This is a genomic window from Agrobacterium vitis, from assembly GCF_014926405.1.
GTDB classification, from domain to species: domain Bacteria; phylum Pseudomonadota; class Alphaproteobacteria; order Rhizobiales; family Rhizobiaceae; genus Allorhizobium; species Allorhizobium vitis_H.
Genome location: NZ_JACXXJ020000004.1, coordinates 116,743 through 142,303 on the forward strand (window position 1 = coordinate 116,743; position 25,561 = coordinate 142,303).

The window sequence follows — 25,561 nt, forward strand, 5'->3', positions numbered from 1 at the left end:
ACGTGCCCCCGATAAATTGTGCCATTTAGAACTGGAATTTTCCACTTATGATTCCTTTTGGGAAGAAGAGGAGAATTCGATGGAAGCGTCGAAGTTTACGGAAGCGCAAATCGCGTTTGTGTTGAAGCAGGCTCATGATGGACCGCCCATTGGCGAGGTCTGCCGCAAGGCGGGGATTTCGGACGCTACGTTTTATAACTGGCGCAAAAAATACGCTGGCCTAATGCCGTCAGAGATGAAGCGCCTGCGGCAGTTGGAAGAGGAAAATGCCAAACTGAAGCGGATCGTCGCCGATCTCTCTTTAGACAAGGCCATGCTCCAGGATGTGCTGTCAAAAAAGCTCTGAGGCCTGACGGCAAGCGTCATCTTGTCGACAGGATCAAGACGGACTGGAAGGTTTCGATCCGACGCGCATGCTCCGTCCTGAAGATCGACCGGTCCCTTTATGTCTACAAGTCCAAGCGTGGCGATCAGGCCGAACTGAAGCTGAAGATCAAGGATATCTGCCAGACGCGGGTACGTTATGGCTATCGTCGTGTGCATGTCTTGATCAGGCGTGACGGCTGGGTGGTGAATCCGAAGAGAATCTATCGTCTTTACAAGGAGATGGACCTGCAACTGCGCAACAAGGTGCCAAAACGGCGCGTCAAAGCAAAGCTGCGATCGCACCGCACCGCAGCCACCCGTTCGAACGACGTCTGGGCCATGGATTTCGTGCATGACCAACTGGCCACAGGTCGCAAGATCAGGGTTCTCACGGTTGTCGATACCTTCTCGCGCTTCTTTCCGGCGGTAGATGCCCGCTTCAGCTATAAAGGGGAAGACGTCATGCAGACCCTCGAACGCGTATGCCGGCAGGTCGGTTACCCGGCCACCATTCGGGTGGACAACGGCAGCGAATTCATCTCTCGTGACCTCGATCTGTGGGCCTATCATAGAGGCGTCGTGCTTGACTTCTCGCGGCCGGGCAAGCCGACGGACAACAGCTACATCGAGAGTTTTAATGGCAAGTTCCGGGCAGAGTGCCTGAACGCCCACTGGTTTATGAGCCTTGACGACGCCCGCTCAAAGATGGAGGATTGGCGTAGAGACTATAACGAGTTCCGGCCACACAGCGCGATCGGCAACAAGGTGCCGATTTCGCTCTTGAACGGCTCATCGGCACCCACGCCAACCTGAGCCTTAACCCTGGAAAATTCCAGCTCCCGCTGGCCCAAAACCGGGGTGCACGTCACTGCGTCTGCGGTGTTTCCTGCGTTTTTACGGTTAGGTCTTATATAGTTGATTGGAAATGGTGGTGATAACAATGTCGAGCGTTGCGTTTAAGGTACTGTCGACTGTGAACGCCCCTTACGGGACGGACCTTTCGGCTGCGCAACTCGCATCCAAAATTTCCGATTTCGCGAGTGTTGAGAATGTCGATGCTTCGGCATTCTCATTCTATTCCGAAGTGAAAGCAGACCTCCAGCAACAGTTTCTGGATGAGATGGGCATCGATAAAGAGGTTGCATTCGAGATTGCCCAGACATTCTTGCAGCTTGCCGGATACCCGCTCGCCCTAGAGCATCGGACCGAAAACCGGTTCCCACTTTTCGGTCCGATGCCTAAGCCAACTCTGATCCCTTGAGCCTGGCAGGCGCCTGCCGGGCATTATAGCGTCAACTATTCCTGGTGCAGGCGCGCAATGTCTCTTCAAGGATATCGAGCGCTTCGCTGAAGGTTTTCTCGTCGATCGTCAGGGGGGCCAGAAAGCGGATGACATTGCCATAGACGCCGCAGGTCAGAAGAATCAGCCCTTTTTCCAGCGCTATAGTCCGTACCTTGTTGGTAAAATCGGCATTCGGTGTCTTGGAACCGGGCAGGTTGAATTCCACGGCGTTCATGAAGCCGGGACCGCGGATGTCGGCGATCTCAGGCACGGCATCGGACAGGGAATGAAGTCTTTGCTTAAGGCGGTTGCCGAGCGACGTGGCGCGATCTGCCAGTTGCTCTTCCTCGATTACATCGAGGACGGCATTGCCGGCTGCAATGCCAATCGGATTGCCGCCATAGGTGCCGCCGAGACCACCTGGACCCGGTGCGTCCATGATGTCTGCCCGGCCAGTGACCGCCGCGATGGGGAAGCCGCCGCCAAGGCCCTTGGCCATTGTGGTGATATCGGCAACGACGCCGAAATGCTCCATGGCGAAAAGCTTGCCGGTGCGCGCAAAGCCGGTCTGGACTTCATCCGCGATCAGCAGGATGCCGTGCTTGTCGGCAATCTGACGCAGCTTCTGCATGAAAAGTCGGGGTACTTCGTAAAATCCACCTTCGCCTTGCACGGGTTCGATGATGAAGGCTGCAACGCGCTCCGGATCGACATCAGCCTTAAAGAGCTTGTCGAGCACAGCCAACGAATCCTCCATCGTCTGACCATGCAGTTCGACCGGGAAGGGGACATGGAAGACATCCGGCATCATCGCCCCGAAGCCGACCTTGTAGGGGGTAACCTTGCCGGTCAACGTCATGCCCATGAAGGTGCGTCCATGGAAGGCGCCGGTGAAGGCGATAACCGCAGAACGGTTGGTTGCCGCCCTGGCGATCTTGACGGCGTTCTCGACCGCCTCGGCGCCGGTCGTCACAAAAATTGTCTTCTTCTCGAAATTTCCCGGCACTGCCTGGTTGAGGCGCTCGGCAAGGCGCACATAGTTCTCATAGGGGATGACCTGATGGCAGGTATGAGTGAAGCAATCGAGTTGCGCCTTCACAGCCGCGATCACCTTGGGGTGTCGGTGACCGGTATTCACGACGGCGATCCCGGCAGCAAAATCAATATAACGGCGGCCTTCGACATCCCAGATCTCGGCATTCTCGGCCCGTTCGGCATAAATCTGGGTCGTCACGCCGACGCCGCGGGAGATGGCATTCGTGCGGCGTGCCGCGAGTTGCGAATTCTGCATTGAAAACACCTTCGAGCCTGGGGTTATCGGAAGTTGCAATGATGATATCGTGAAAATCTCTACATTTTTTCGGTAGACTTGCAATGCCCATCACACAGCCGCTAGAAAAAAACAACGCACTTAAGCCATGCTGGAAATACGATGCAAAACACCCACCTTAAAATCGCCGAAGCTGCCCGGATGTCCGGTGTTTCGCAATCAACTCTGAGGCTATGGGAACAGCAGGGGCTGATCGAGCCAGCCCGCACGCCATCCGGACAGAGGCTTTACGATTCGGCTGTTCTAGAGCGCATTGCCAGGATTGCCTGGTTGCGCAGCGAAAGAGGGCTGAACCCGGCTGCCATTAAAGAGGAACTGGGGCATCCTGAAACGGGCCAGAAGGGGCTCGACGTGGCTGAACCGGTGACGGACACGGCGGCGATTGGCACGCGGGTTCGGCAAATGCGCAGGCTGTCACACCAAACCCTGGATACGGTGGCCCGGGCGACAGGAGCGTCCGTCTCACAGCTTTCGACGTTCGAGCGCACATCTCAGGGTATTTCCATCACCGTTCTTCACGACCTCGCCAAGCACTTCGGCACGACGGTTGCCGAGCTGAACGGTCATCCAATCCAGCAACAGAGCGCTTCAGTGGTGCGTGACGGCGAGTGGATGACATGGCCGACGACATCAATGGGCGTTTCCATCCATTCACTTGCCGCCGGGGCGCGGCAGATGGAATGTCATCGGTTTGATTTGGCACCCGGCGCGTCCAGCGAAGGTGCTTACCGGCATGAGGGCGAGGAATTTATCTTCGTTCTTGCGGGAGCGCTGCAGATCGTTCTCGACGGGGACCAGTTTTATGATCTTCGGACCGGCGACAGTTTTTACTTTGAGAGCAGCCGTCCGCATTCCTGGCGCAATCCGGCGGACGTGCAGGCCACGTTGATCTGGATTAATACCCCGCCCACCTTCTAGTGGTCCTTAAGATTCCGAGATTTGCTCTCGAGGGTGATGGAGACGGAGGCAAATGTCGGAATCGGACCACTGGTGCATCGATCCAAACGGAGGCGTTAGTGCACTAGGGGTCTTCTCACTAGCGGCTCTGTGACTGACTTTGTTGGCTCAAGCCCCCGTTAAAAACGGCGGGATTACCATGCACGTTGCCGCCTTTAGTTTACGATCCGCGGGTGGACCCTTTTGGGAATTCGTAACGCAGTTCACGCCACGTTCAACCTTAGCGCAGGGTTTTGAACTGCTCTTGTTCCGACCCCATTTGTGAATGCCATTAAACTCGAGCTAACGAGTGACGTTTTCTGAAGGATGGAGTAGAAAAATCGTCGCGTGAGCGCACAACACGTATTTATACATAACTTCGCGATACCATTCGTTCAACAAGGCTCGCCACGTCCGCTTTTTCTGAAATTTATGGATGCGTGGGTCTGCCCGGACACAACAATGGTCCGCGCATCGTTCTCTGGCTGAGACCATGTCAGCTCTTTGAACTGCCCATCAGAGCTTTTGTTACACGCGAGACGTCCGTTCGTCCGGTGATGTGGCTGATCCATGCGGCGGTTTCAGCCAGTCTGGGCAGGTTTATATCGCGGCACAGGCCGAGGTCTTGCAGCAGATAGACCACTTCCTCTGTCGCAACATTGCCAGCCGCGCCAGCGGCATAGGGGCAGCCGCCAAGGCCACCGATGGAGCTGTCGAACACACGGATGCCCGCATCGAGTGCGGCCTGAATATTGGCGATCCCCATGCCATAGGTGTCGTGGAAATGTCCTGCCAGCACCGATAAGGGCGCCTCTGCCGCCACCGCTTCAATCATGCGCTTGACCTTCGCAGGTGTTCCAACCCCGATTGTGTCGCCAAGGGAGACTTCACGCGCGCCCTTTTTCAGCAAAAGACGACTAACGCGCGCGACAGCACGCGGATCAATCGCGCCCTCATAAGGACAGGCAATAACGCAGGAAACATAACCGCGCACCGGAATCCCCACGGCCCGCGCCGCCTCGAAAATGGGCTCGAAGCGCGTGAACGATTCGTCAATCGAGCAATTGATGTTGCGCCGGGAGAAGGTCTCGGAGGCAGAGGCAAACACCGCCACCTCGCGGCTTCCGGCAGCAATGGCGGCCTCGAAACCTTTGAGATTGGGCGTGAGGGCCGAGAGGGTGACATGCGAAAGCTCCCCTGCCGAGGCGCAAGCCGTCATAACATCGGTACTATCGGCCATTTGCGGAACCCATTTTGGCGACACAAAAGCGGTTGCTTCAATGTGATCAAGGCCAGCTCTGGCCAGACGTTTCACCAATTCGATCTTCACATCGATCGAAACAATAGCGGCTTCGTTTTGCAAACCGTCTCTTGGGCCGACCTCGACAATGACGATGTTGTCGTCGCTGGTTTGGTGCATGATCTTGTCCTTATGCGGCGGGTTGGAAATCAACCAGCTCCGCGCCTGCCACCACCTGATCGCCAACCGCAAAATGGAAGCTGGCGAGCGTGCCATCGGATGGCGCAACAATTGTGTGTTCCATTTTCATTGCCTCCATAACCAGCAATGGTTCCCCCGTTTTCAAGGAGACTCCCGGCTCGGCAAGCAGCGCGATGATCGCGCCGGGCATCGGGGCGCGAAGGCCACCGCCGCCACTGTTGGTGTCGGTGGCACGTTGCAGGTCGGGCAAGCGTTCCACCACAAAGGTCTGTCCGGTGTAGAACACATGACGATGGTTCCCATCGATCACGATCGTCGCGTCGTAACGCTGCTCGCCAATGCGCACATCAAGCGCCGTTGCTGGGCCGTTTTTGCTGGCGCGGCCGTGCGCAAAGGTCCTCGGCTCATCCGTGCCGGACAGGGACAGATTCCAGCCCTCGCCGGAGAACACGGCGGTGACCGTCACGGTTTCGCCTTTACAGCACAGCGCGATCCGCCGTTCCGCCCGGCCGGTCAGCCGCCAGCCATCAGTCAGCGCCCATGGGGATGCAGGCTTGGCAGGAACGTCCCGCATAAGCTCTTCCAAAGCCGCCAGATACCAGACCCAGGCAGGCACGGGGGATAGGGCAAACAATCTGTCGTGTTCGCGCTCAATCAGCCCGGTGTCGAGATCGGCACCAGTGAAAGACGGGCTCTTTATGAGGCGATGCAGAAAGCCGATATTCGCCGTCAGGCCAACAATCTCGATTGCGCCAAGGGCTTCGCCCATGCGGTTCAGCGCTTCTTTGCGATCTGCTCCGTGAACGATCAGTTTGGCGATCATCGGATCGTAATGGGGTGAGATCGCGTCACCTGTCTCGACGGCGCTATCGATGCGCACATGCGCATTCTGCTCTGGCAATCCCAGATGTTGGAGGGTGCCGATGGATGGCAGAAAACCTGCGTCTGCATCCTCGGCATAGATGCGGGCTTCGATGGCGTGTCCCATCAGTGGCACATCCTCCTGCCGCAAGGGCAGGGGTTGGCCTGCGGCAACGCGAAACTGCCACTCGACAAGGTCCAGCCCGGTCACCATTTCCGTAACCGGATGCTCCACCTGCAAGCGGGTGTTCATCTCCATGAAGTAAAAAGACCCGTCGCTATTGATGATGAACTCCACAGTTCCCGCCCCAACATAGCCAACCGCCTTTGCCGCCGTCACGGCGGCCGCACCCATGGCTGCGCGCCGCTCTGCGGTCATTCCCGGCGCGGGGGCCTCTTCCAGAACCTTCTGGTGGCGGCGCTGCACCGAGCAGTCGCGCTCATAGAGATGGATGCAGTTGCCGCTCGAATCGGCAAAAACCTGAATTTCGATATGGCGTGGCTTGAGAATGTATTTCTCAATCAGCACATGATCGTCGCCGAAGGCATTGCGCGCTTCACGCTGGCAGGAGGCCAGCGCATCGGCAAAATCGTCTGCGCGATCAACACGCCGCATGCCCTTGCCGCCCCCCCCGGCAGAGGCCTTGATCAGCACGGGGTAACCGATGTGATCTGCCTCTCGCCGCAGCAGCGCCGGATCGTTGTCTTCTCCGTGATAGCCGGGTACAAGCGGCACACCGGCTTTGCCCATCAGCTCTTTTGCTGCCGATTTTGATCCCATGGCACGGATGGCGGCGGCGGGCGGCCCGATAAAGGCGATGCCGCTGGCGGCGCAAGCTTCGGCAAAATCTTCGTTCTCAGACAGAAAACCGTAGCCGGGATGAACCGCCTCGGCACCCGTGCGACGGGCAGCGGCAAGAATCTTGTCGGCAACAAGATAGGATTCGCGCGCCGGTGCAGGGCCGATGAGGATGGCCTCATCTGCAAGCCGAACATGGCGTGCGCCAGCATCGGCCTGCGAATAGACGGCAACGGTGGCAATGCCCATGCGCCGCGCGGTGCGGATGATGCGGCAGGCGATTTCGCCGCGATTGGCGATCAGGATTTTCTTGAACATGGTTTGATCCTTCACCCTTGTGACCGATCCGCTATCCAGCCGGGTTTGCGTTTTTCGAGAAAGGCCGAAAGACCCTCGCGTGCTTCATCGCTGCCTCGGCGGACCGCAATCAGCTCGGCCGTCTCAGACACCAGCGCGTCATCGAAACGACGGCCGGAAATCTGCGTGATCAACGCCTTCCCCTCTGTTACCGCACCCGGTGCACCTTTCAGCACATCGGCAACAATCCGCGCCACAGCAGCGTCAAGGCCATCCTTTTCGGCAATCTCGTGCACAAGGCCCAGCGCATGTGCCTGCCCAACCCCCATCCGCTCCCCGGTGAGGAAATAGCGGCGGCACTGACGTTCCCCAATCGCCGCAGCAACCAGCGGGCTGATGACAGCAGGGATCAGCGCGAGGCGAACCTCAGAGGTCGCAAACACGGCATCGGGAGCGGCGATAGCGATGTCGCAGGCCGCCACCAGCCCCATTCCACCGCCAATGGCAGCGCCTTGAATGCGGGCAATCAGCGGCTTGGGGCAATTGCGCAGCGCCATGAACATGCGCCCCATAGCGGCTGCATCCGCTGCATTGTCCGCAACGCTGGCCGCACCTTGGCGCTTCATCCACGCAAGGTCAGCGCCTGCGGAAAAACTGGCCCCACGACCCGCCAGCACAAGGACGCGCACGCTGTCGTTCTCAGACAATGTTTCAATAGCCAGCGTCATTTCCTGAATGAGCATCTCATCGAAGGCATTGTGCCGATCTGGCCGGTTCATCCACACTGTTGCGACCGCGCCGTTCAATTCGAGATCAAGGGTTTTATAGATCATGGCAATCTCACATGCGGAAAAGGCCGAAGCGGGTTTCACCGATGGGCGCATTGAGCCCCGTTGACAGGGAAAGGCCAAGAACCCGGCGGGTTTGCGCTGGGTCAATGATGCCGTCATCCCATAAACGGGCGGTCGAATAATAGGGGTGGCCCTGCCGTTCGTACTGGGCGCGGATGCCGTTTTTGAACGCATCTTCCTCTTGCTGTGGCCATGTTTCGCCTTTGGCGGCAACGCCGTCACGTCGAAGTGTGGCCAGAACGGACGCCGCCTGATCGCCACCCATGACGCTGATCCGCGCATTGGGCCACATCCACAGAAAGCGGGGGCTGTAGGCGCGCCCGCACATGCCATAATTTCCGGCACCAAAGCTGCCGCCGATAACGAGTGTGAGTTTTGGAACAGCGGCGGTGGCCACCGCCGTCACCAGTTTTGCGCCGTGCTTGGCAATGCCCTCATTTTCATAAGCGCGCCCGACCATAAAGCCGGTAATGTTTTGCAAAAACAGCAGCGGAATTCGGCGCTGAACGCAAAGCTCAATAAAATGCGCCCCCTTCAGCGCGGCTTCCCCAAACAATATGCCATTGTTGGCAATGATGCCGACCTGCATGCCATAGAGATGGGCAAAGCCCGTCACAAGCGTTGTGCCATAGCGCGCCTTGAATTCATCGAAACGCGAACCGTCCACCAGACGGGCAATCACCTCACGCACATCATAAGGCTTTCGCGTATCGGAGGGGATGATGCCGTAAAGCTCTTCGGCTGGATAAATCGGCTCGTCAAACTGGCTGGCGGCGTCTTCCTGCGCAGGCAATGTCGAGACGATCCGCCGGGCGATGTGAAGGGCGTGGGAATCATTTTCGGCCAAATGGTCGGCAACGCCGGAGATGCGGGTGTGCACATCGCCACCGCCAAGATCTTCCGCCGTGACAATCTCACCGGTTGCCGCCTTCACCAATGGCGGGCCTGCGAGAAAGATTGTGCCCTGTTCGCGCACAATCACCGTCTCATCGCTCATGGCGGGCACATAAGCTCCACCCGCTGTGCAGGACCCCATGACAACGGCGATCTGTGCAATGCCAGCCGCCGACATCTGCGCCTGATTGTAGAAGATGCGACCAAAATGATTTTCGTCGGGGAAAAACTCATCCTGGAGCGGCAGATAGCCACCGCCCGAATCCACAAGATAAAGGCAGGGAAGCCGGTTTTCCGCAGCAATTTTCTGGGCGCGCAGGTGCTTCTTCACCGTCATCGGATAGTAGGTGCCGCCCTTTACCGTCGCGTCATTGGCAACCACCATGCAGCGGCGGCCTTCGACATTGCCAATACCTGCGACGATACCCGCAGAGGGGGCTTCGCCATCATAAAGGCCGTGGGCCGCAAGCTGACCAATCTCCAGAAATGGCGATCCGGGATCAAGCAAGCGATCGATCCGCTCACGCGGCAGCAGCTTTCCGCGCCCGGTGTGGCGCCTGCGTGCCACCTCGCCACCACCCAGCGCCGCCTCAGCCGTTTTCAAGGCGAGATCGGCGACAGCGTCCGCCATCGCCTCGGCATTGGCGCGAAATTCTGCCGAGCCAGAGTTGATGCTTGTTGACAATGGATTCACGCCCGGCCTCCTCTACCGCAAGCGTTTCCGCCGCGCCGGCAATTATTGACTTTGCGGCAGTCTAGCGATTGAAGATAGGCAAATCCCGTCAAAGAATTGATGGATAGTGCCAGAGGGAGGCAGGTGAATGACGCAGGCGAGAACGCCCTCCGGCTTTGCATCGGCTATTGTTTTAGCCTATCAAAAGCGCGGGATGACAGCGCAGCCAGCGCTGCTCGCGGCAGGCATTGATCCCGCCACCCTGCATGCAGATGGCAGAATAACAGCCGATCAACTCGAACGCTTGTCAGATCACGCCATGCGCGAGCTGGACGATGAGGCGCTTGGCTGGTTTTCCCGTTGCCTGCCGTGGGGCAGTTATGGCATGCTGTGCCGCGCATCACTGCCCTCGACCACGCTGGGCATTGCCATCGCGCGATGGTGCCGCCATCATAACCTCATCACGCAGGATGTTACGCTCAGTCTCGAAACGGGACGCAATCTGGCTGAGGTTCGGATCGAAGAGAAAAGCGAACTTGGCGCGTTTCGTGAATTTTGTCTGGTCAGCCTGCTGCGCAATCTTCAGGGCGTGGCCTCGTGGCTCGGTGACACGCGCATTCCCTTAATTGATGTTGCGTTTCCATTCGACGCACCAGCGCATGCTGAGAGCTACCGCTATCTCTTCAATGGCCCTGCATCGTTTGGCGCAGATCATGCAAGCCTTCGTTTTGATGCGGCCTATCTGGGCCTGCCTGTCCTGCGCGATGATGCGGCCTTGAGACAAATGCTTCGGCGGCCTTTGCCGCTAATGGTGCTTCAATATCGGCGTGACCGTCTGCTCTCTCGCGAAATTCTTCGCTTGCTGAATGACATGCCAGCAGCAGGGGTTGATGACTTGGCCGAAAAGCTCAATCTGTCAACCCGCAGCCTGCACCGCCATATCAAGCAGGAAGGCACATCGTTTCAGGCGCTGAAAGATCTGTCGCGCCAACGTCTGGCAGAGCGACTGCTGGCTTCCACTCAGTGGCCGATCAAGCGCATTGCCCGCGAATGCGGCTTTGATGCAGAGGCAAGTTTTGTGCGTGCGTTCAAGTCCTGGACTGGCCAGACACCAAGGGCCTTCGCGGTGGCGGCAAGGCAGGGCACATCATCGCGCAAAGCGTGAAAACTGTATCTCACCCCTGAGGCAGAATTCTCGTTGTCCGAATGCATCAATTCTTTGGCAGGATTTGATCCTCATTCGGCTGTAGCTTTTGCGAAGATCAAGACAGCCGCTTGGAGGAGCGGGCGGCTGCTATAGCGCCGCGCACCATACATGGTGCGCAAAGATCGCTATAACACTTTAAATTCGTTGCATAATTTTCTCTTTAAACCGTTTCAGATTTAAAGAGAAAATTATGCAATGGGGAGGCTTATATGATCAGTTTTAGTGCCGCCGTCGTGTGCGGAAAAGGCGGAGCTTTGGCTATAGAAGGCGAAGCGCCCGTTGTGAAAGCCGTTCCCATTCCAGCCATGGCATAGAGGGGGCGAACAATGCAACAATCCCGCATCAGCGATTTGGCGTATAACGCCGCCCGACGGTTTGGCGATAAGACGGCCTTGACCCTGCCGGGCCTGCGCGCCTTCAGCTTTCAAGAAATAGACGATCTGGCAGGGCGCATGGCCGGAGCGTTCGCGGCACGCGGTCTGCAAGCGGGCGATCGCATCGTGTTGCATTTGCCAAACGGCTGGCAATGGGTGGTTGCCTATCACGCCATCGCCAGACTCGGTGCGGTGGTCGTGCCTGCGAATTTTCTTCTGAGCGCTGACGAAGTCGCCTTCATTCTGGACAATTCCGAGGCCGCTGCCCTGATTGTTCCTGCTGATCGCCGCGCATCATTCCAAACCAAAGCCCATGTTTTTACGCTTGGCGAGGCCCCGGAGGCTGAAGAACTCACAACACTTCTCGATGGAGCTTATAGGCTTCCAGTCGAGCGCCAGCCGGACGATCTCTTCACCATCGGCTATACCTCTGGCACAACCGGGCGTCCGAAAGGTGCCACAATGACCCATGCCGGGCTTTTTGCGAGTCTGGCGGGCACGGCCACCATACACGTGCGTCATAGTGAAGACGCCGTGCTGACCTCTCTGCCGTTTCCGCATGTTTACGGCAATATCGTCATGAATGCGACGTTCCTCGTCGGGTCGCGGCTGATTACCACGCCGCGCTTCGATGCCGCCGAGGCTTTGCGGCTGATCAGCGCGGAAAAAGCCACGCTTTTCGAGGGTGTGCCGACCATGTTCTACCAGATGCTCGCCCATCCGAACATTGCAAGCGCCGACCTGACAAGCCTGACGCGCTGCACCGTTGGCGGACAGACCATGCCGACTGCCAAGATTGATGCCGTGACAAGCCGCTTTGGCTGCCCGCTTCTGGAATTGTGGGGCATGACCGAGGTTGCAGGCCCTGCCATCACGCACTCGCCCTACTGGAGCCCGCGCCCCGGATCAATCGGACTGCCGATGCCGGGTTTGGAGGTGCGCCTCGCCGATCTGGATGAGCCGACGCGCGAGGCCACGCCCGGCAGACCCGGTGAATTGCTGGTGCGTGGTGCCATGGTCACAAAGGGATATTGGCGCAACGAGGCTGCCACCATTGAGGCGATAGACACTGATGGCTGGTTTGCGACCGGCGACATCGCCCGCACCGACGCGGATGGCTATATCTTCGTCGTTGACCGCAAGAAGGACATGATCATCACCGCCGGCTATAATGTGTATCCGGCGGAGCTTGAGCAGGTGATTGCCATGCATCCGGCTGTGGCCATGGTGGCTGTTGCTGGCATTGCCGATGAGGAAAAGGGTGAGATTGCCCAAGCCTTCGTTGTGCCTCACCGCGATGCGGCGTTGAGCGAGGAGGAGTTGCTCAACCACTGCCGCAAGCATCTGGCATCCTACAAGATTCCGCGACGGGTGATTTTCGTCGAAGATCTTCCGAAAAACAGCACCGGAAAAGTTCTACGCCGCTCGCTGCGAGAGGCTCGCGTCTCCGCCTGAGCGGTGGTCGGCATTTGTCAATATTTGCGCGTCTCACGCGCTGGAAACGGGAGGTTCCATTATGCCTGTTAATTTCAATGGGGATTATACGATGACCATCGACGGCAAGGCCGTCAGTGCGGCATCCAGCTTTGAGGTCTTCAACCCCGCCACCGAAGAGGTGATTGCCAAGGCCCCCGACGCCAGCCGTGAGCAGCTGGAGGCGGCCGTATCGGCAGCAAAGGCAGCCTTTCCGGCATGGTCGGCCCGCCCATTGAGCGAGCGTCAGGCCTTTGTTGCCCGCCTTGGCGATGCAATCGAGGCCCATGCGGAAGAGTTCATGCGTCTTTTGACCCGGGAACAGGGCAAGGCGTTCAAGGGTGCTGAATGGGAGGTTGGCGGCTCTGCCATCTGGTGCCGGGAAATTGCCAAGCAGGAGTTGCCGCTTCACGTGGCTGAGAAAACCGATGGGCGCACGGTGGAGACACGGCGCGTTCCGCTCGGTGTCGTTGGCGGCATCACGCCATGGAATTTTCCGATCCTGCTGGCCGTGTGGAAGATCGCGCCTGCACTGGTTGCTGGCAACACCATGGTGTTGAAACCCTCGCCCTATACGCCTTTGTGCACACTGAAACTTGGCGAGATTGTCCGCGATATCCTGCCTCCGGGCGTGCTCAACATCCTCTCCGGTGGCAACGACCTCGGCTCTTGGCTGACGCAACATAAGGACATCAGCAAGATCAGCTTCACCGGCTCCACGGCCACGGGCCGCAAGATCATGGAGGCATGTTCAGGCAATCTTAAGCGCATCACGCTGGAGCTTGGCGGCAACGACCCGGCCATTGTGCTGCCGGATGTCAACATCAAGGAAACCGCCGAAAAGCTATTCTGGGCGGCCTTCCAGAACAGCGCCCAATTCTGCGTCGCGGCCAAGCGGCTTTACATCCACGAAGACATTTATGACGAGCTGGCCGAAGCTCTTGTAGCCTATGCCAGAACCGTGAAAGTTGGCGACGGTGCCGAACAGGGAACGGATCTCGGCCCTATTCAGAACCGCATGCAGTTTGAGAAGCTAAAAAACCTTTTGGCTGACGCAAAGGACAAAGGCCTCCACTTCCTGCTGGGTGGTGAAGTTGAGGACGGCAAGGGCTTCTTCGTGCCTGTGACCATCATTGATAATCCACCGGAAGATAGCCGTGTGGTGGTCGAGGAAGCCTTTGGCCCTGTTCTGCCGCTTTTGAAGTTTAGGGATATCGATGATGTGATCCATCGCGCCAACAATACGGAATATGGCCTTGCCGCCTCCGTATGGGGCAAGGACATTGCTGCGGCACGCGGCATCGCCGAGCGGATCGAAGCCGGGACTGTCTGGGTCAACGAGATTCACAGCTTCTCGCCCCATGTGGCCTTTGGTGGTCACAAGCAATCCGGCATCGGTATTGAAAATGCCCTTGAAGGCCTCAGCGAATATACCAATTCGCAAACGCTCGTGATCAACGCAGCCGCCTGAACGTTTCACCATCGGTATAGGCGCGGCTCGAAGAAGGCCGCGCTGCTTTATGCGATAACGATTGATTGAGCGAAGTCGATTTCACGGCCATTGTGGGATCTGATTGCAGGAAGTGCGAGATTGGCGCACGGGCCAAATGTCAATGTTTTGGATCTATGCTGCCAGGATCAAAAATAGGTTGATTGATTCAACTTGCCGCACAAACATAACGCCGCCCGCATATCGGTAAGATGAAGTTGAAAGTGGCGAACTGGGCGGAATATGAAGCCGGCCTTCGCCGCGTGGCAGTTTAACCCTTTGGGTAGCGCCAGAAGCGCTGGCGGGTTTGGCAGCCCCATGCCGCAAGGCGCATGGTGGCCAGCCGCGCTATATTGATCTGGCGATCGAAACCACGCCGATGCTGGGTATGAGATTCGAATTGTGTTTGCGCCAAGGGAAGGGTCTTTTGAACTCTGTTTCGGACATGATGGCGACGGATTTGGCTGTGCCCGAGCACACCACGCTAAGCCGGAGGGCCAGAATTTGAGAGCCATCAGTCAGAGGCAACGACCACCAGCCTTTGGCGACTGATCGGCGCGACAAACCGTCGAAAGCTCGGAAGCGGCCGGGGGCACTGCGCCTCTCGGAATTAAACTCATTGAGGACCCCGCACTCAAGTTTCTGGTTGACATCACAACTCATAACGGCACAACTTAGCGAGTTGCGAACGCAACTCGTGACGCCCTGACGCCTGAGGAGGAGGCGGGCGTCAACGAACGTTGGGAGGATTTCAAGATGAACATGATTACACGCGCCGTTTTTGCGGCCGCGATAGCCTTGCCATGCGCGAGCAACAGCTGGATTGACGCCCTCGAAGGTCGGCGGCAGCTGCTCCAAGGCGCGAGGAGGACATCGCTGTGAACATGACCGAAGGGCATCGCGTTTTCGAACCTGCGGAAGGCATCCCCGTCTGGGATATCGATCCTTACGACGAGGCGGTTCTCGCTGATCCGAACGCCTATTATGCAGAGCTGCGTGCGAAGGGGCCGCTGGTCTATATTCCGAAATATTCCATTCTCGCATCCGGCCGCTATGAGGAGACGAAGGAAATTTTTTCCGACCACGAGCGCTTCGTCTCCTCAAGGGGAGTTGGCCTGAATGATTTCCGCTATGGCACGCCCTGGCGTCCGCCGTCGATCATCCTGGAAGTGGACCCGCCGGAGCACGCACGCACGCGCAAGGTCATGGCGCGGGCTCTTTCCCCCAAGGCCATCTCGAAATTCAAGGAGGATTTCCATGTGAAGGCCGTGGAGATCGTGGACGCGCTTCTGGAAAAGCGACGTTTCGAAGCGGTGGTGGAACTTGCAGAGGCTTTTCCAACCGCTGTTTTTCCCGAGGCGCTCGGAATGGTGGATCACGACCCGCGTCCCCTGGTCGATTACGGCGCGATGGTTTTCAACTCCATGGGGCCGGACAACGCGCTGCGCCGCAAGGCTGGTGCCATGATCCCCGAAATCGTTCCCTGGATCATGTCCGCCTGCGCCCGCTCGCGGCTGCGCCCTGACGGCATGGGGGCGATCATTTACGAAGCGGCGGATGCCGGAGAAATCACGCAGGAAGAAGCCGGTTTGCTGATCCGCTCGTTCCTGTCAGCCGGGGTCGACACGACCGTGACCGGGATCGGCAATGCCCTTTGGTGCCTGGCATCCAATCCGGCGGAATATGAACGGCTCAAGGCCGACCCTTCGCTGGCACGCCCCTGCTTCGAGGAGGTTCTGCGGTATACATCTCCGGTGCACACATTCGGTCGGACCGCCGCTGTCGATACCGAAATCGCAGGTTTGAAGATCGCCGAAGGCAGCAAGATCATTTGCGTCCTTGGGGCTGCTAACCTGGACCCAGAGAAATGGGAGGCCCCGGAAAGCTTCCGCATAGACCGCAGGCCGGTAGGACATATGGCGTTCGGGGCGGGTATCCACGGTTGCGTTGGGCAGAACATCGCGCGGCTGGAACTCGAAACACTGCTCACGGTGATGACGGCGAAAGTGGACCGCATTGAATTCGACGGAGAGGTCGTCTGGCGTCCCAACAACGCAATCCATGCCCTCGACCGCATGCCTCTCGAATTCATCGCGAAATAGGAGATCACATGACCAGGATCACTTTCATCTCCCATAACGGCGCGCAATCGGTTGTCGATGCCGCCGACGGTGATAGCGTCATGCGCGTGGCACTTACGAACGATATCGATGGCATCACCGGTGAATGCGGCGGCTCCATGATGTGCGCAACCTGTCATTGCTATGTCGATGACAGGTGGGTCGAAACCGTTGGCGTTCGTGCTGATGGAGAGGAGGATATGCTGGAGAGCGCCGTCTGCGCGGTAAGGCCATCCAGCCGTCTCTCGTGCCAGATTCGCATCACACCACATCTCGATGGTCTCGTCATCCATCTTCCGGAGAGCCAAACATGAACCAGGTGGCCATCATTGGCTCCGGTCAGGGAGGGTTCCAGTTGGCTGCGAGCCTTCGTCAGGAGGGGTTTTCCGGGGAGATCACCTTGATCGGAGAGGAAACAGGCCTGCCTTACCAGCGTCCGCCGCTTTCCAAGGCTTATTTAAAAGATGGCCGTGCCGAGAGCATTGAGCTGAGGCCCGACAGCTTCTTTCACCGAAACTAAATCGGCCTGATAGCCGGGGACCCGGCCATTCATATCGATCGGGTGACGCGAACTGTAGCGACCAAGAGCGGTGCCCGGATCGGCTATGACCATCTCGTGCTGGCAACCGGCGCGCGTAACCTCATCCCGCCGATCCGTGGTCTGGAGGGGAGCGACGTCTTCGCCTTGCGCACCGCAGCCGATGCGGATGCCCTGCGCGAAGCTCTCGTGCGGGGTCGCCGCCACCCTGTCGTGATCGGGGGCGGCTTTATCGGCCTCGAATTCGCCGCTGTTGCGGCATCCATCGGCCACTCCGTCACTGTCGTCGAGGCAACGGAACGCCTTATGGCTCGTGCCGTTTCTCGCGCTATGTCCGGATTCTTTCAGACCTTCCACGAGATGCACGGCGTGTCGCTGCACTTCGGGCACCCCGTCAACGAGATCCTGCGGAGTGAGGATGGCGGGGTTGTGGGTGTTCGCCTTCTTAGCGGAGCAATTGTTCCCGGTGACATGGTGCTGCTTGCTGTTGGCGTGCGACCCAATGTGGAACTTGCCAGAAACGCTGGGCTTGAGATTGCCAACGGTATCGCTGTGGATGCGTATCTTCTCACCGCCGATCCAGCCATTTCGGGCCTCGGCGACTGTGCAGCCTTTCCAGATCCGGTCACGGGGGAGTTGACGCGGCTTGAATCCGTCCAGGCCGCCACCGACCACGCCCGAACAATCGCTCGTCGGCTCACGGGAAAATCCGAACCCTATGAGGCCTTGCCTTGGTTCTGGAACGATCAGGGGCCATGGAAGTTGCAGATTGCAGGTCTTGCGGTATCGGGGAATGAGGATCATCCCCTTGAAGGTGAAAACGGGCGAAGGCTTGTATTTCGCTTCAAATCGGGCAAATTGCGTGCAGTGGAGACGGTCAATGCCGCAGCCGAGCACATGGCCGCACGTCAGCTTCTAAAGTCGCCAGAAGGGGTGACAGCCGATGAGCTTGTGCAATTCAACTATGATATCACGGCACTGGCGAAATCGAGGAAAGCACGCGCCGCATGACATCTGCCAAGAGGCCAACAAGCGTGCGGGTGAAAGCTGGCGCACGCTGCCCGCAAGACCGCATATCCAGTCCGACGACCACACGCGATGGCGTCGAAATTCTCGATATCTCGAATTACACGCCCTTCTTCTTGTCCAGCATCAACAATGCCCTATCGCGTGGGGCCTCAAGCGTTTACCGTGAGCGCTTCGGCATCGGTATCAGCGAGTGGCGCGCGGTATCCATGCTGGCGATCGAGCCCAACATCACGGCGGGGCGCATCTGTGATGTCATCAATCTTGACAAGGCCGCCGCAAGCCGCGCTCTGGCGACGCTCGATGAGCAGGGCTATCTCGACTCGGAGGTCTCGGAGACGGACCCGCGCAAGAAGCGCTGGCGCCTGAACCAGAGGGGCTATGACCTTCACGAAGAGATCATGCGGATCGCGCTCGCGCGTGAGGAAACATTGATTGAGGGTGCAGATCCCCAGGACCTCGCGGCAACCATCCGGGTGATGCGGATCATGTTGAAAAACGTGCAGAACCTGTAAGCACTCAGCCCCTGCGGTCATAGTGAGCCCAAACGCCCGTGTTCTTCGCCAAGGATGCAAATTGAAGTAGGTGTTCATTGCCTGCAGTTTTCGGAGCGGACGATGTGTCGGCTTCTCCAAGTTCACTCGCGGGTTCTAAGCCTGGCTTAGAAACCCGTCGAGCAAACTTGCCAGTGAAGACAAATGACAGTCCGACCTCTTGTTGCAGGCTTGGGAAGAGAGCGGAAAGGTTTAGGGTTGGGGCGGGGGTGATAGCCCCAGAGTGGTTCCGAGGTCGAAGACAATGGCTGCATAGATGGTCCAGCCGTTCTTCATTCTTGAGGTGGAATAGTCGGCAAGGTAGGTTGTGTTGGGATCCTTGACGTAAGATGCCCCAAACTCAAGAAATCCAGCGGGGCCTATTCCTGTCCGTCCGTGCAGATCGAACTGGAACGTGTCTCGCGGCTGCCGGTCGTAGATGCCTGTCAAAAACCGGCGCGCGTTGGTTTCGTATTGGGCACGTTTTTCACTGAGGCCAATATAGTGAACCGTCGCGCCTATAGATGTGAGGGGGTTAGCTTTCCAGAAGCCGCCATATTCAATGCTGCCATAAGCTTCCCACGGATAGGATTGACCGTCTCCGAACGTGTGGAAGATGCCGCCTGAGACCGCGATGTTTTCGGGGAAGGGGGTTCCATCTGGATCACTCCAGAGAACTTTTCGAACCTGAGCAAAAACCCCGTTTGATCCCCCGTCATGTTCGATCACTGTCTGGTTCGCGCCAAAGGTTGGATTGCCCCAGCCTGTGCCGTATAGCGCGTCCGTGTAGGATGCAGAGCTTCTATAGCCACCAATTTCATAGTTAAGCGGCTTCGCTGTCTCCAGAAAGTTTTGCCGCTGGGCGAGGTGGACCACGGCGGTATAACCGTCAGAATCGCCTCTCCCCCAGTTCCAGCCCGATCCTGTCTGCCAGTTTTCTGTGTTGTTCTCGGTGATGACGCCACCGAGGGAGAGATCCGGCGTGAGATTGTAACCAACGCGGCCACCCCATTGCGCAACAGTGTTGCCGGGAGCGCTTAACACCAACGCGCGGGTTTGCGAGATGCACCCCTTGCCACCGCAGAACTCTGACCTAAAAAACTCCGGCCACATGTTGAGCCGACCGCCCTCGACCTCCAGCTTTCCGTTAAAAAAATCCCCCTGGAGGGTAAGGCGTGTAAGATCGGTTGAACTATCGAGAGAAGGGTCCGTAGCGTAAAAGGCATTCGAGACTTGAAACAGATACTGATTGGCGTTGTGTCTGGGAATGTTAACCGTTTCCTGCCAGTTGATCTTGAACATGTCTGATAGATGGTATGTCGTGTCGAACATCAGAAAGCCGAAGTTGCCAGAATGGCCCGGATCAAACCCGAAATCTGACGCATTTGCATAGAGATTGACGAAATTGATGCGGACATCAAAACCGGCGTCATGGAGCGTGTGTCCAAGGCCGGTCAAGGGGCCGGGAGGAGGGGCCTGCGGGTCTGGTGCCTTCGCGATGGAAGGATCGGCAGGGGTATTGGCATCGGCTGCCACAGCGGTAAGTCCGCTTGCCAGCACTCCGTATGCAGCACTGAGGATAACAAGTTTCTTGAGATGGGTTTTCATTTTTCTCCCCCAGAGACAAATGGATAGGATGCGCCGCCGGGTTATACCGGGACGTTTCGACGCTGCTGTATGTGTGAAGGTCAGGTCTGGAATCCGTCAGGTTTTTCTTCGGCCCGACACACTCCAGATGTTTCTGTGGTTGCGTGGCTTTTGGACACGCAGCCTTTGCCTTGCAGGCTTAAGCCTATTGGTCGTGACGGGTCACAATGGCCGGTGTGGCGTTGGTGTGCGACGCCAACAGGCGCATCAACACCAGCATTAGTCCGGCCACAACACAGGTGGCCACCAGACCGGTTGCAAGGCTGAGGCCATGATAGCCCATTGTCTGGACCAGAATGCCGCCAACCAGAGGCCCAAGTGCTCCGCCGCCCATGGTAATGGCCGGATTGGCCGCCACTGCTCGGCCAGTTGGTTCCACGCGCGACATGAGTCCGAAGAGAAATGTGTGCGAGAAGATCATGACAAAGGGAATGAAGATTGCCGAGGCGGCAAAACCGGGAACGTCGAGCGCATGGGTTATGCCCAGCGAAAGAGCGGCCTGAAGCAGCACGCCTACTATGCCCACATAAACCGGATGAAGCTTTTTTTCAAAAAACACCGCGAGCGGGGCCGGAATGAGACTGAGAAAGGCAACGCCCACAAGAATGCCGTTGATGGTGGATGTTGGCCAATCATGGTCACTGGCAATGCGCTCAACAAAGCTGAAATTCATGGCCTGATTGAAGTTCATGCCCAGCAGAGCGGCGATGAGAAACCAGACGACGGGTTCAAAACGCGGCACGCGACCGGAATTGGGCGATGGTTTTTTCTCCGCCTTCGGCATGGTGGCGCTGTGGGGGAAAAGCAGCCAATTGACTGCGGCAGCAATCGCCATAACCCCGGCAAAAATCAAGAACAGGTTGCGTGGCTGCGTGGCGGCAATCACCTGCGTGGCAAAGCCCATGAAGATAACGCTGAAAATGCCGAAGCCAATGGTGGCATAAGCAAATGTGCGATGAGGATTGCCTGTGCGGCCAATGGTTCCATGAACCGCTGACAAAGCCGTGCCGATGCAAAGACCTGCACAGAGGTGAAGTGCGAGAAAATTGCCGAAACCTGATGCCATCCAGAGTGCTGCGAACGACAGCGCTGCACCGCTAAAGCCCGCACCGGGCACCCAGCGCATGGAAAAGCGATGGAAAAGCGGCGCAAGTCCACAACTGGCAATCACCACGCCAATCAGAAACGTGGTGACAAGTCCTCCGGCTTGAGCGGATGAATACCCATAGCCACCCACCAGTCCGCCAACCCAGATGGGAAGAGAGACCATATCGATCATACCAGCCGCGTGACCGACAATGAGGGCCGTGCGGGCACCCTTTGTATCAAGATTGGTCATGCGATCCTCCCCCATGTGGAGAGTTCACCAATCGGGCGCGGAGCCAATACAGGCTCCTGGGGACAGATCAAAAGTTTAGCGCCCGCGCCAAAGGGCGCGGCATCATACCGTAGAAACACAGACATTTTTTCTCCTCCCAGAGGTATGTTTTTGTGTGTCTCAAAAACATCTCACACAGAGGATATCGGCATTTTGAAAATAGTCAATTAGATTGACTATAATAATTACTTCACGGCAATAGCCCCATTAGCAACCAATTCCATGAAGCCGGTCGGCATCATTTTTTCTGGATCTCGCTTTCCGTCGCATCAGGCGTGTGGGCCTCGTTCGATCCCAATGCGGGTGGCGTGCCCCAGTCCATCCCCAATGCGGCCCGCAGGACGGACATTCGGTCCTGACCTAAAACCGTTGCCAGATGGTCTTCGAGGTGATCCAGCGTGGCAAAGATATTCTCCAATTCAGTCTGACCTTGCGGGCTGAACTCAATGAGTGATGCGCGTGCATCTTCTGGGTCCGGCTTGATAAAAATGTAGCCCGCTGCGGTCAGGTCTCCCAGCATAAGGCTGACCGCTTGTTTGGTGACGCCCATGGTACGCGCCAAGCGCGTCGGACGCCGCTCCCCAAGGGCAATGTTGATCAAAAGCATGCCCTGCGCCCGTGTGACCGGTGTTTGTCCTTGCAACTCCTGCGAGGCTCTCAGCGCTTCGTCAAACCAGTAGATCGCGCGCAGAAGGCGGGGGAGTAAGGGAAAGGTCTTCGAGTTCATTCGTGCATTTGCCTGTGGTTGCTTGTCATTGCTGTTGCGGTCGGAATCTTTTTTGAGAGGCTTTTGCCGATGAATGTGTGTGGCCTGCTTGGCGGTTGCTTCGTCAGTTCTCTGTGATTCCTGTTGATTTGCAAGGCGTTAAGGTGAGTGAGGCGGATTTTTGGTGGGAATGTTCGGCCATTTAAGGTTGCTGGCCGCACCCTCGCCGCACTTTCCCTTTCGGGTTTAACGGCTCCTGTTGGAAACCTCAACGCATGTGTTGATGATTTTATGGTCAAGTCACTTGACTATATTCAAGTGGCATGCCTATCATGAGGCAACAATTATAAAGAGTACCCTTGGCTTGAAATGGGAGGAGAGTCAAATGTGCTGTGGCCCTTTACGGGGGACGCGGGCGGCTATCTGTGTGCTGAAAAATGTGCAAGCCCCGCCCGGCGCGACACCCAAAATTTTTGCAACAGCTGCCATCATTTCCCTTTGCGGAACAGGCACCTGCACCCTATCCCAACTATAAGGACATCACACCATGGCAGCAACTGCTAGCCTTGCCGCTGTGCGGCAGAAGCTTATCCGGCGTGCCGATGTGGCAAGCCTGCGTGCGATTGGGCTTGACGCCGAGGAGGCCAGCCTCGCACCCTACATGCCCGCAAACCCATCAGGCCGCGAGGCTCCGCCGCTTGCGGTCGTGCGCCCGCGCAGCACGGAGGAGATCGTTGCCGTTATCGGCTGGGCGCGGAAAACCGGCACGGCCCTGACCACGTTCAGCTCCAGCAGCGGCTCGCGGCTGCGCGGTGCAACGGCAGAACGGCCCACCGTGTTTGTCGATCTCAGTGGCATGAACCATCTGTTGCAGATCGATCAGCAAGATGCGGTGGCGGTGATTGAGCCGGGCGTCACCTTCGGCGCTATCGATGCGCTGCTGGCACCTCAGGGTCTGCGCGCCTTCAAGCCGCTGTTGCCACGGGCGTCAAAATCCGTGCTGACAAGCTATCTGGATCGCGAACCCAACCTGCAATCGTCTGAGCAATGGGATGTGCTGGACCCCTTCGGCGGTGCGCAGCTGGTGTTTGGCACCGGCGATGTCTTTCGCACCGGCAGTGCCGCCATCAGCGGCACCCTTGATGAACATTGGAAGGCGGGGTTGCGCTATCTTACAGCCATGGGGCCAGCAGGCACGGATTTTCTGCGCGTTGTGCAAGGCTCGCAAGGCACGCTTGCCATTCTCAATTGGGCGGCCATTCTGTGTGAGCGCCTGCCAGCACGCGAAGAGGCCCGCTTTGTGGGCGCTGACAGTATCGCTCCGCTGGCACGGCTCTCAGCAGAACTGCATCGGCGGCGTATCGGCATGGCCAGTTTCATTGCCAGCAATCTGCACCTTGCAGCCGTGCTGGAGAGTGAGCCAAACCGCATTGCTGATCTTGCTGCGCGCCTGCCAGCTTACACGCTCTACATCCAACTGACTGCGGATTGTGATTTTCCAGATGACAAAATTGCCTATCAGCTGGCCGATGTCACCAAGCTGTGCGCGGATGCAGGACTGGTGGCAAGCCCCGATCTGGCCGGGCATTCCGCCAGCCGGATTGCGGAGCTGCAAGCCAATCCACCTGCCAGCAATTACAAGGACCGCATCGCGGGTGCCCATCGCAGTGTGTTTTTTCTCAGCCAAATGGATCGTGCCGAGCAATTTATTGCGTTGGCACGGGAACGTTTGGGCGCAAATGTTGCAATTTACGTCCAGCCACGCCTGCATGGCCGCAACTGTCATGTGGAATTGGTACTGCCCTTTGATCCGGCATCAAGAGAGCAGACAGCGGCCGCCGATGCGCTTGCGGATGAGCTTGCCAAGGCCTGTAGCGCTGCGGGCGGCTTTTTCAGCCGACCCTATGGCGCATGGGCTGACATGGCCTTTGCCCGCAATCCCACCGTCAAGCCATTGCTGCGCGAGACGAAATCCATCTTCGATCCGGACCATATTCTCAATCCAGGGAGGCTTTGCTTCTAATGACCCATATCAGCCCAACCCTTGAAAAGCTTCACGACAAGCTTGGCTCTTGCACGCGCTGCACGTTTTGCAAATGGGTGCCGGAAGTCCGCAGTCAGGATTTTGCGGAAATCTGTCCCAGCGTTCAGCAAGGCAAATTCTTTTCGCATACGGCTGGCGGTAAGCTCATTGCGGCCTATGCACTGTTGCATAATCGTGTCGAATACACGCCGGACTTCATTCAGAATGTCTATTCCTGTTCCATGTGCGGCGGTTGCGATACCAGCTGCAAGACGTTGCTTGCTGATTTCGTCGAGCCGCTCGATTCGCTCTATGCCCTGCGCCAGAAGGTGACGGCAGACGGACATGCGCCAGAGCCGCTGCGCGAAATGCTGGATCATCTGCGCACAGTGGGGAATGCAAGGGGGCTGCCCGCCGCAATGCGGGGTGAGTGGTTCGCTGGCCTGAACCTGAAACAGACCAAAAGCCGTCAGGCACCCGTTGTCTTCCATGTTGGCGATGTGGCTTTCGACCGCGAAGAATGGCCTTTCATCCGCCATATAGCCTCTGAGCTTCAGCGGCGCGATGTGGATTTCGTCATTGGCGGCGTGGACGAGCCGGATAGCGGTGGTCTTGCCTATGATATCGGTGATCAGAATCTCGCCGCAGATCTGGCACAGCAAACCGCAGAATGGCTCGGCAAGAGCGGGGCAGGCACGCTCATTGTTTATAGCGATGACGCTTTTTCGGCGTTTCGCAATATTTATCCACGCCTTGGCGTTTCACTTGGCAATATCAACGTCATTCATATCGCGCAGTGGCTGGCCGAAAACCCGCTCACCGTTGCCGCTGGTCAGAAGCGCGACACTGTCACCTATCACGATTCCTGCCGCCTTGGGCGGCTGGGAGAAGAGCGTCATCCGTGGGAGGGCGAAACGGTGATGGCCTATAATTCCATTCCTATGCGCGTGCCGGAAGGCGAGCTCTACCTTGGAGTCAATGGGGTCTATGATGAGCCCCGGCAATTGCTGCGGGCTGTGGATGCCGAGATTGTCGAAATGGAGCGCATTCGGGAATTCGCCTTTTGCTGCGGTGCAGGCGGTGGCGGCAAACAGGCCAGCCCCGATTTTGCCCGCGCGGCGGCCCGCAACCGGTTGCAGGAAGCCGAGAGCACCGGGGCAGAGTTCCTCGTGACCAGTTGCACCGCGTGCAGCAGCCACATGAAAGAGGTGGCGCAGGAGGCAGGGTCTTCGATCCGGGTGTATGGGTTGGTTGAATATCTCCACGCCCGACAGACCGCCTCCGCCCCAGACGCATCTCATAAGGCTGGAGAATGAC

Annotated in this window: 19 protein-coding genes and 2 pseudogenes; 13 read left to right on the forward strand and 8 right to left on the reverse strand. The window is 57.7% G+C overall.

All coding sequences use genetic code 11. The features are described 5' to 3' along the window. Positions 1 to 79 precede the first annotated feature (79 nt). Both IEI95_RS09070 and IEI95_RS09075 read left to right on the forward strand, forming a co-directional pair. Positions 80 to 1,179 (forward strand): IS3 family transposase gene (locus tag IEI95_RS09070; protein WP_420360065.1). Its coding sequence is split into 2 segments (ribosomal slippage): positions 80 to 332 and positions 332 to 1,179, totalling 1,101 coding nucleotides; the frame shifts between segments, so codons are not numbered across the junction. 127 nt (positions 1,180 to 1,306) lie between these two features. Further along, positions 1,307 to 1,627 carry a hypothetical protein gene (locus IEI95_RS09075; protein WP_156534462.1) on the forward strand — a complete coding sequence of 107 codons (321 nt, stop codon included), beginning with the start codon at positions 1,307 to 1,309 and terminating at the stop codon, positions 1,625 to 1,627. A gap of 31 nt (positions 1,628 to 1,658) precedes the next feature. On the opposite strand, the gene IEI95_RS09080 is transcribed toward IEI95_RS09075, so the two are convergent. Next, positions 1,659 to 2,939: a 4-aminobutyrate--2-oxoglutarate transaminase gene (locus tag IEI95_RS09080; RefSeq protein ID WP_156534460.1), complete on the reverse strand. Its 1,281-nt coding sequence runs from the start codon at positions 2,937 to 2,939 to the stop codon at positions 1,659 to 1,661. A 141-nt stretch (positions 2,940 to 3,080) separates the two neighbouring features. Here IEI95_RS09080 and IEI95_RS09085 point away from each other — a divergent pair, with 141 nt between their 5' ends. Continuing rightward, positions 3,081 to 3,896 (forward strand): MerR family transcriptional regulator, encoded by an 816-nt coding sequence (locus IEI95_RS09085; RefSeq protein WP_156534458.1) that lies wholly within the window; start codon positions 3,081 to 3,083, stop codon positions 3,894 to 3,896. Positions 3,897 to 4,410: 514 nt separating this feature from the next. On the opposite strand, the gene IEI95_RS09090 is transcribed toward IEI95_RS09085, so the two are convergent. The 4 genes from IEI95_RS09090 to IEI95_RS09105 are packed head-to-tail and all read right to left on the reverse strand — an operon-like array spanning position 4,411 to position 9,751. Further along, positions 4,411 to 5,334: a hydroxymethylglutaryl-CoA lyase gene (locus tag IEI95_RS09090; protein WP_194416321.1), complete on the reverse strand. Its 924-nt coding sequence runs from the start codon at positions 5,332 to 5,334 to the stop codon at positions 4,411 to 4,413. 10 nt (positions 5,335 to 5,344) lie between these two features. Further along, on the reverse strand, positions 5,345 to 7,333 hold the full coding sequence (locus IEI95_RS09095) for an acetyl/propionyl/methylcrotonyl-CoA carboxylase subunit alpha (protein ID WP_194416322.1): 1,989 nt from the start codon (positions 7,331 to 7,333) through the stop codon (positions 5,345 to 5,347). Positions 7,334 to 7,344: 11 nt separating this feature from the next. Continuing rightward, a complete protein-coding gene (locus IEI95_RS09100) occupies positions 7,345 to 8,145 on the reverse strand; it encodes an enoyl-CoA hydratase/isomerase family protein (protein ID WP_194416323.1) in 801 nt (266 codons plus the stop codon). A 7-nt stretch (positions 8,146 to 8,152) separates the two neighbouring features. Continuing rightward, positions 8,153 to 9,751, reverse strand: coding sequence for a carboxyl transferase domain-containing protein (locus IEI95_RS09105; RefSeq protein WP_194416324.1), 1,599 nt, complete (start codon positions 9,749 to 9,751; stop codon positions 8,153 to 8,155). Between the two features lie 127 nt (positions 9,752 to 9,878). Here IEI95_RS09105 and IEI95_RS09110 point away from each other — a divergent pair, with 127 nt between their 5' ends. The 8 genes and pseudogenes from IEI95_RS09110 to IEI95_RS09145 all read left to right on the forward strand — a co-directional run bounded on the left by IEI95_RS09110 (position 9,879) and on the right by IEI95_RS09145 (position 18,472). Further along, positions 9,879 to 10,895 carry an AraC family transcriptional regulator gene (locus IEI95_RS09110; protein ID WP_194416325.1) on the forward strand — a complete coding sequence of 339 codons (1,017 nt, stop codon included), beginning with the start codon at positions 9,879 to 9,881 and terminating at the stop codon, positions 10,893 to 10,895. 368 nt (positions 10,896 to 11,263) lie between these two features. After that, positions 11,264 to 12,766 (forward strand): AMP-binding protein, encoded by a 1,503-nt coding sequence (locus tag IEI95_RS09115; RefSeq protein WP_194416326.1) that lies wholly within the window; start codon positions 11,264 to 11,266, stop codon positions 12,764 to 12,766. A gap of 61 nt (positions 12,767 to 12,827) precedes the next feature. After that, positions 12,828 to 14,255 (forward strand): aldehyde dehydrogenase family protein, encoded by a 1,428-nt coding sequence (locus tag IEI95_RS09120; RefSeq protein ID WP_194416327.1) that lies wholly within the window; start codon positions 12,828 to 12,830, stop codon positions 14,253 to 14,255. Between the two features lie 192 nt (positions 14,256 to 14,447). Continuing rightward, positions 14,448 to 14,775, forward strand: a pseudogene (locus IEI95_RS09125) (transposase); the annotation flags it as partial. Between the two features lie 382 nt (positions 14,776 to 15,157). Further along, complete coding sequence (locus IEI95_RS09130; RefSeq protein WP_156537562.1) at positions 15,158 to 16,375, forward strand: cytochrome P450; 1,218 nt, start codon at positions 15,158 to 15,160, stop codon at positions 16,373 to 16,375. 8 nt (positions 16,376 to 16,383) lie between these two features. Further along, on the forward strand, positions 16,384 to 16,707 hold the full coding sequence (locus IEI95_RS09135) for a 2Fe-2S iron-sulfur cluster-binding protein (protein ID WP_156534444.1): 324 nt from the start codon (positions 16,384 to 16,386) through the stop codon (positions 16,705 to 16,707). Beyond that, a pseudogene (locus tag IEI95_RS09140) lies at positions 16,704 to 17,942 on the forward strand (NAD(P)/FAD-dependent oxidoreductase). The gene IEI95_RS09135 and the pseudogene IEI95_RS09140 overlap by 4 nt, the downstream one beginning before the upstream one ends. Next, entirely contained in the window at positions 17,939 to 18,472 is a 534-nt protein-coding gene (locus IEI95_RS09145) for a MarR family winged helix-turn-helix transcriptional regulator (protein WP_156534441.1), read from the forward strand. Before IEI95_RS09140 ends, IEI95_RS09145 begins: the two are co-directional and overlap by 4 nt. A gap of 231 nt (positions 18,473 to 18,703) precedes the next feature. Here the strand turns inward: IEI95_RS09145 and IEI95_RS09150 are convergent, their stop codons facing one another. The 3 genes from IEI95_RS09150 to IEI95_RS09160 all read right to left on the reverse strand — a co-directional run bounded on the left by IEI95_RS09150 (position 18,704) and on the right by IEI95_RS09160 (position 22,242). Continuing rightward, on the reverse strand, positions 18,704 to 20,098 hold the full coding sequence (locus tag IEI95_RS09150) for a carbohydrate porin (protein ID WP_194416328.1): 1,395 nt from the start codon (positions 20,096 to 20,098) through the stop codon (positions 18,704 to 18,706). 184 nt (positions 20,099 to 20,282) lie between these two features. Then, positions 20,283 to 21,476: an MFS transporter gene (locus IEI95_RS09155; RefSeq protein ID WP_156534437.1), complete on the reverse strand. Its 1,194-nt coding sequence runs from the start codon at positions 21,474 to 21,476 to the stop codon at positions 20,283 to 20,285. A 277-nt stretch (positions 21,477 to 21,753) separates the two neighbouring features. Then, on the reverse strand, positions 21,754 to 22,242 hold the full coding sequence (locus IEI95_RS09160; RefSeq protein WP_156534435.1) for a MarR family winged helix-turn-helix transcriptional regulator: 489 nt from the start codon (positions 22,240 to 22,242) through the stop codon (positions 21,754 to 21,756). A 526-nt stretch (positions 22,243 to 22,768) separates the two neighbouring features. On the opposite strand from IEI95_RS09160, the gene IEI95_RS09165 reads away from it, so the two are divergent. Together IEI95_RS09165 and IEI95_RS09170 are read left to right on the forward strand one after the other, a co-directional pair. Continuing rightward, positions 22,769 to 24,244 (forward strand): FAD-binding oxidoreductase, encoded by a 1,476-nt coding sequence (locus tag IEI95_RS09165; RefSeq protein ID WP_156534433.1) that lies wholly within the window; start codon positions 22,769 to 22,771, stop codon positions 24,242 to 24,244. Then, positions 24,244 to 25,560 (forward strand): (Fe-S)-binding protein, encoded by a 1,317-nt coding sequence (locus IEI95_RS09170; protein WP_156534431.1) that lies wholly within the window; start codon positions 24,244 to 24,246, stop codon positions 25,558 to 25,560. Before IEI95_RS09165 ends, IEI95_RS09170 begins: the two co-directional genes overlap by 1 nt. Position 25,561: the final 1 nt, after the last annotated feature.

What these genes read in the sequence shown, in the direction of transcription:
- IEI95_RS09075 (WP_156534462.1), top strand. Translation starts at nt 1,307, where the DNA reads ATGTCGAGCGTTGCGTTTAAGGTACTGTCGACTGTGAACGCCCCTTAC.
- IEI95_RS09080 (WP_156534460.1), bottom strand. Translation starts at nt 2,939, where the DNA reads ATGCAGAATTCGCAACTCGCGGCACGCCGCACGAATGCCATCTCCCGC.
- IEI95_RS09085 (WP_156534458.1), top strand. Translation starts at nt 3,081, where the DNA reads ATGCAAAACACCCACCTTAAAATCGCCGAAGCTGCCCGGATGTCCGGT.
- IEI95_RS09090 (WP_194416321.1), bottom strand. Translation starts at nt 5,334, where the DNA reads ATGCACCAAACCAGCGACGACAACATCGTCATTGTCGAGGTCGGCCCA.
- IEI95_RS09095 (WP_194416322.1), bottom strand. Translation starts at nt 7,333, where the DNA reads ATGTTCAAGAAAATCCTGATCGCCAATCGCGGCGAAATCGCCTGCCGC.
- IEI95_RS09100 (WP_194416323.1), bottom strand. Translation starts at nt 8,145, where the DNA reads ATGATCTATAAAACCCTTGATCTCGAATTGAACGGCGCGGTCGCAACA.
- IEI95_RS09110 (WP_194416325.1), top strand. Translation starts at nt 9,879, where the DNA reads ATGACGCAGGCGAGAACGCCCTCCGGCTTTGCATCGGCTATTGTTTTA.
- IEI95_RS09115 (WP_194416326.1), top strand. Translation starts at nt 11,264, where the DNA reads ATGCAACAATCCCGCATCAGCGATTTGGCGTATAACGCCGCCCGACGG.
- IEI95_RS09120 (WP_194416327.1), top strand. Translation starts at nt 12,828, where the DNA reads ATGCCTGTTAATTTCAATGGGGATTATACGATGACCATCGACGGCAAG.
- IEI95_RS09130 (WP_156537562.1), top strand. Translation starts at nt 15,158, where the DNA reads ATGACCGAAGGGCATCGCGTTTTCGAACCTGCGGAAGGCATCCCCGTC.
- IEI95_RS09135 (WP_156534444.1), top strand. Translation starts at nt 16,384, where the DNA reads ATGACCAGGATCACTTTCATCTCCCATAACGGCGCGCAATCGGTTGTC.
- IEI95_RS09145 (WP_156534441.1), top strand. Translation starts at nt 17,939, where the DNA reads ATGACATCTGCCAAGAGGCCAACAAGCGTGCGGGTGAAAGCTGGCGCA.
- IEI95_RS09150 (WP_194416328.1), bottom strand. Translation starts at nt 20,098, where the DNA reads ATGAAAACCCATCTCAAGAAACTTGTTATCCTCAGTGCTGCATACGGA.
- IEI95_RS09155 (WP_156534437.1), bottom strand. Translation starts at nt 21,476, where the DNA reads ATGACCAATCTTGATACAAAGGGTGCCCGCACGGCCCTCATTGTCGGT.
- IEI95_RS09160 (WP_156534435.1), bottom strand. Translation starts at nt 22,242, where the DNA reads ATGAACTCGAAGACCTTTCCCTTACTCCCCCGCCTTCTGCGCGCGATC.
- IEI95_RS09165 (WP_156534433.1), top strand. Translation starts at nt 22,769, where the DNA reads ATGGCAGCAACTGCTAGCCTTGCCGCTGTGCGGCAGAAGCTTATCCGG.
- IEI95_RS09170 (WP_156534431.1), top strand. Translation starts at nt 24,244, where the DNA reads ATGACCCATATCAGCCCAACCCTTGAAAAGCTTCACGACAAGCTTGGC.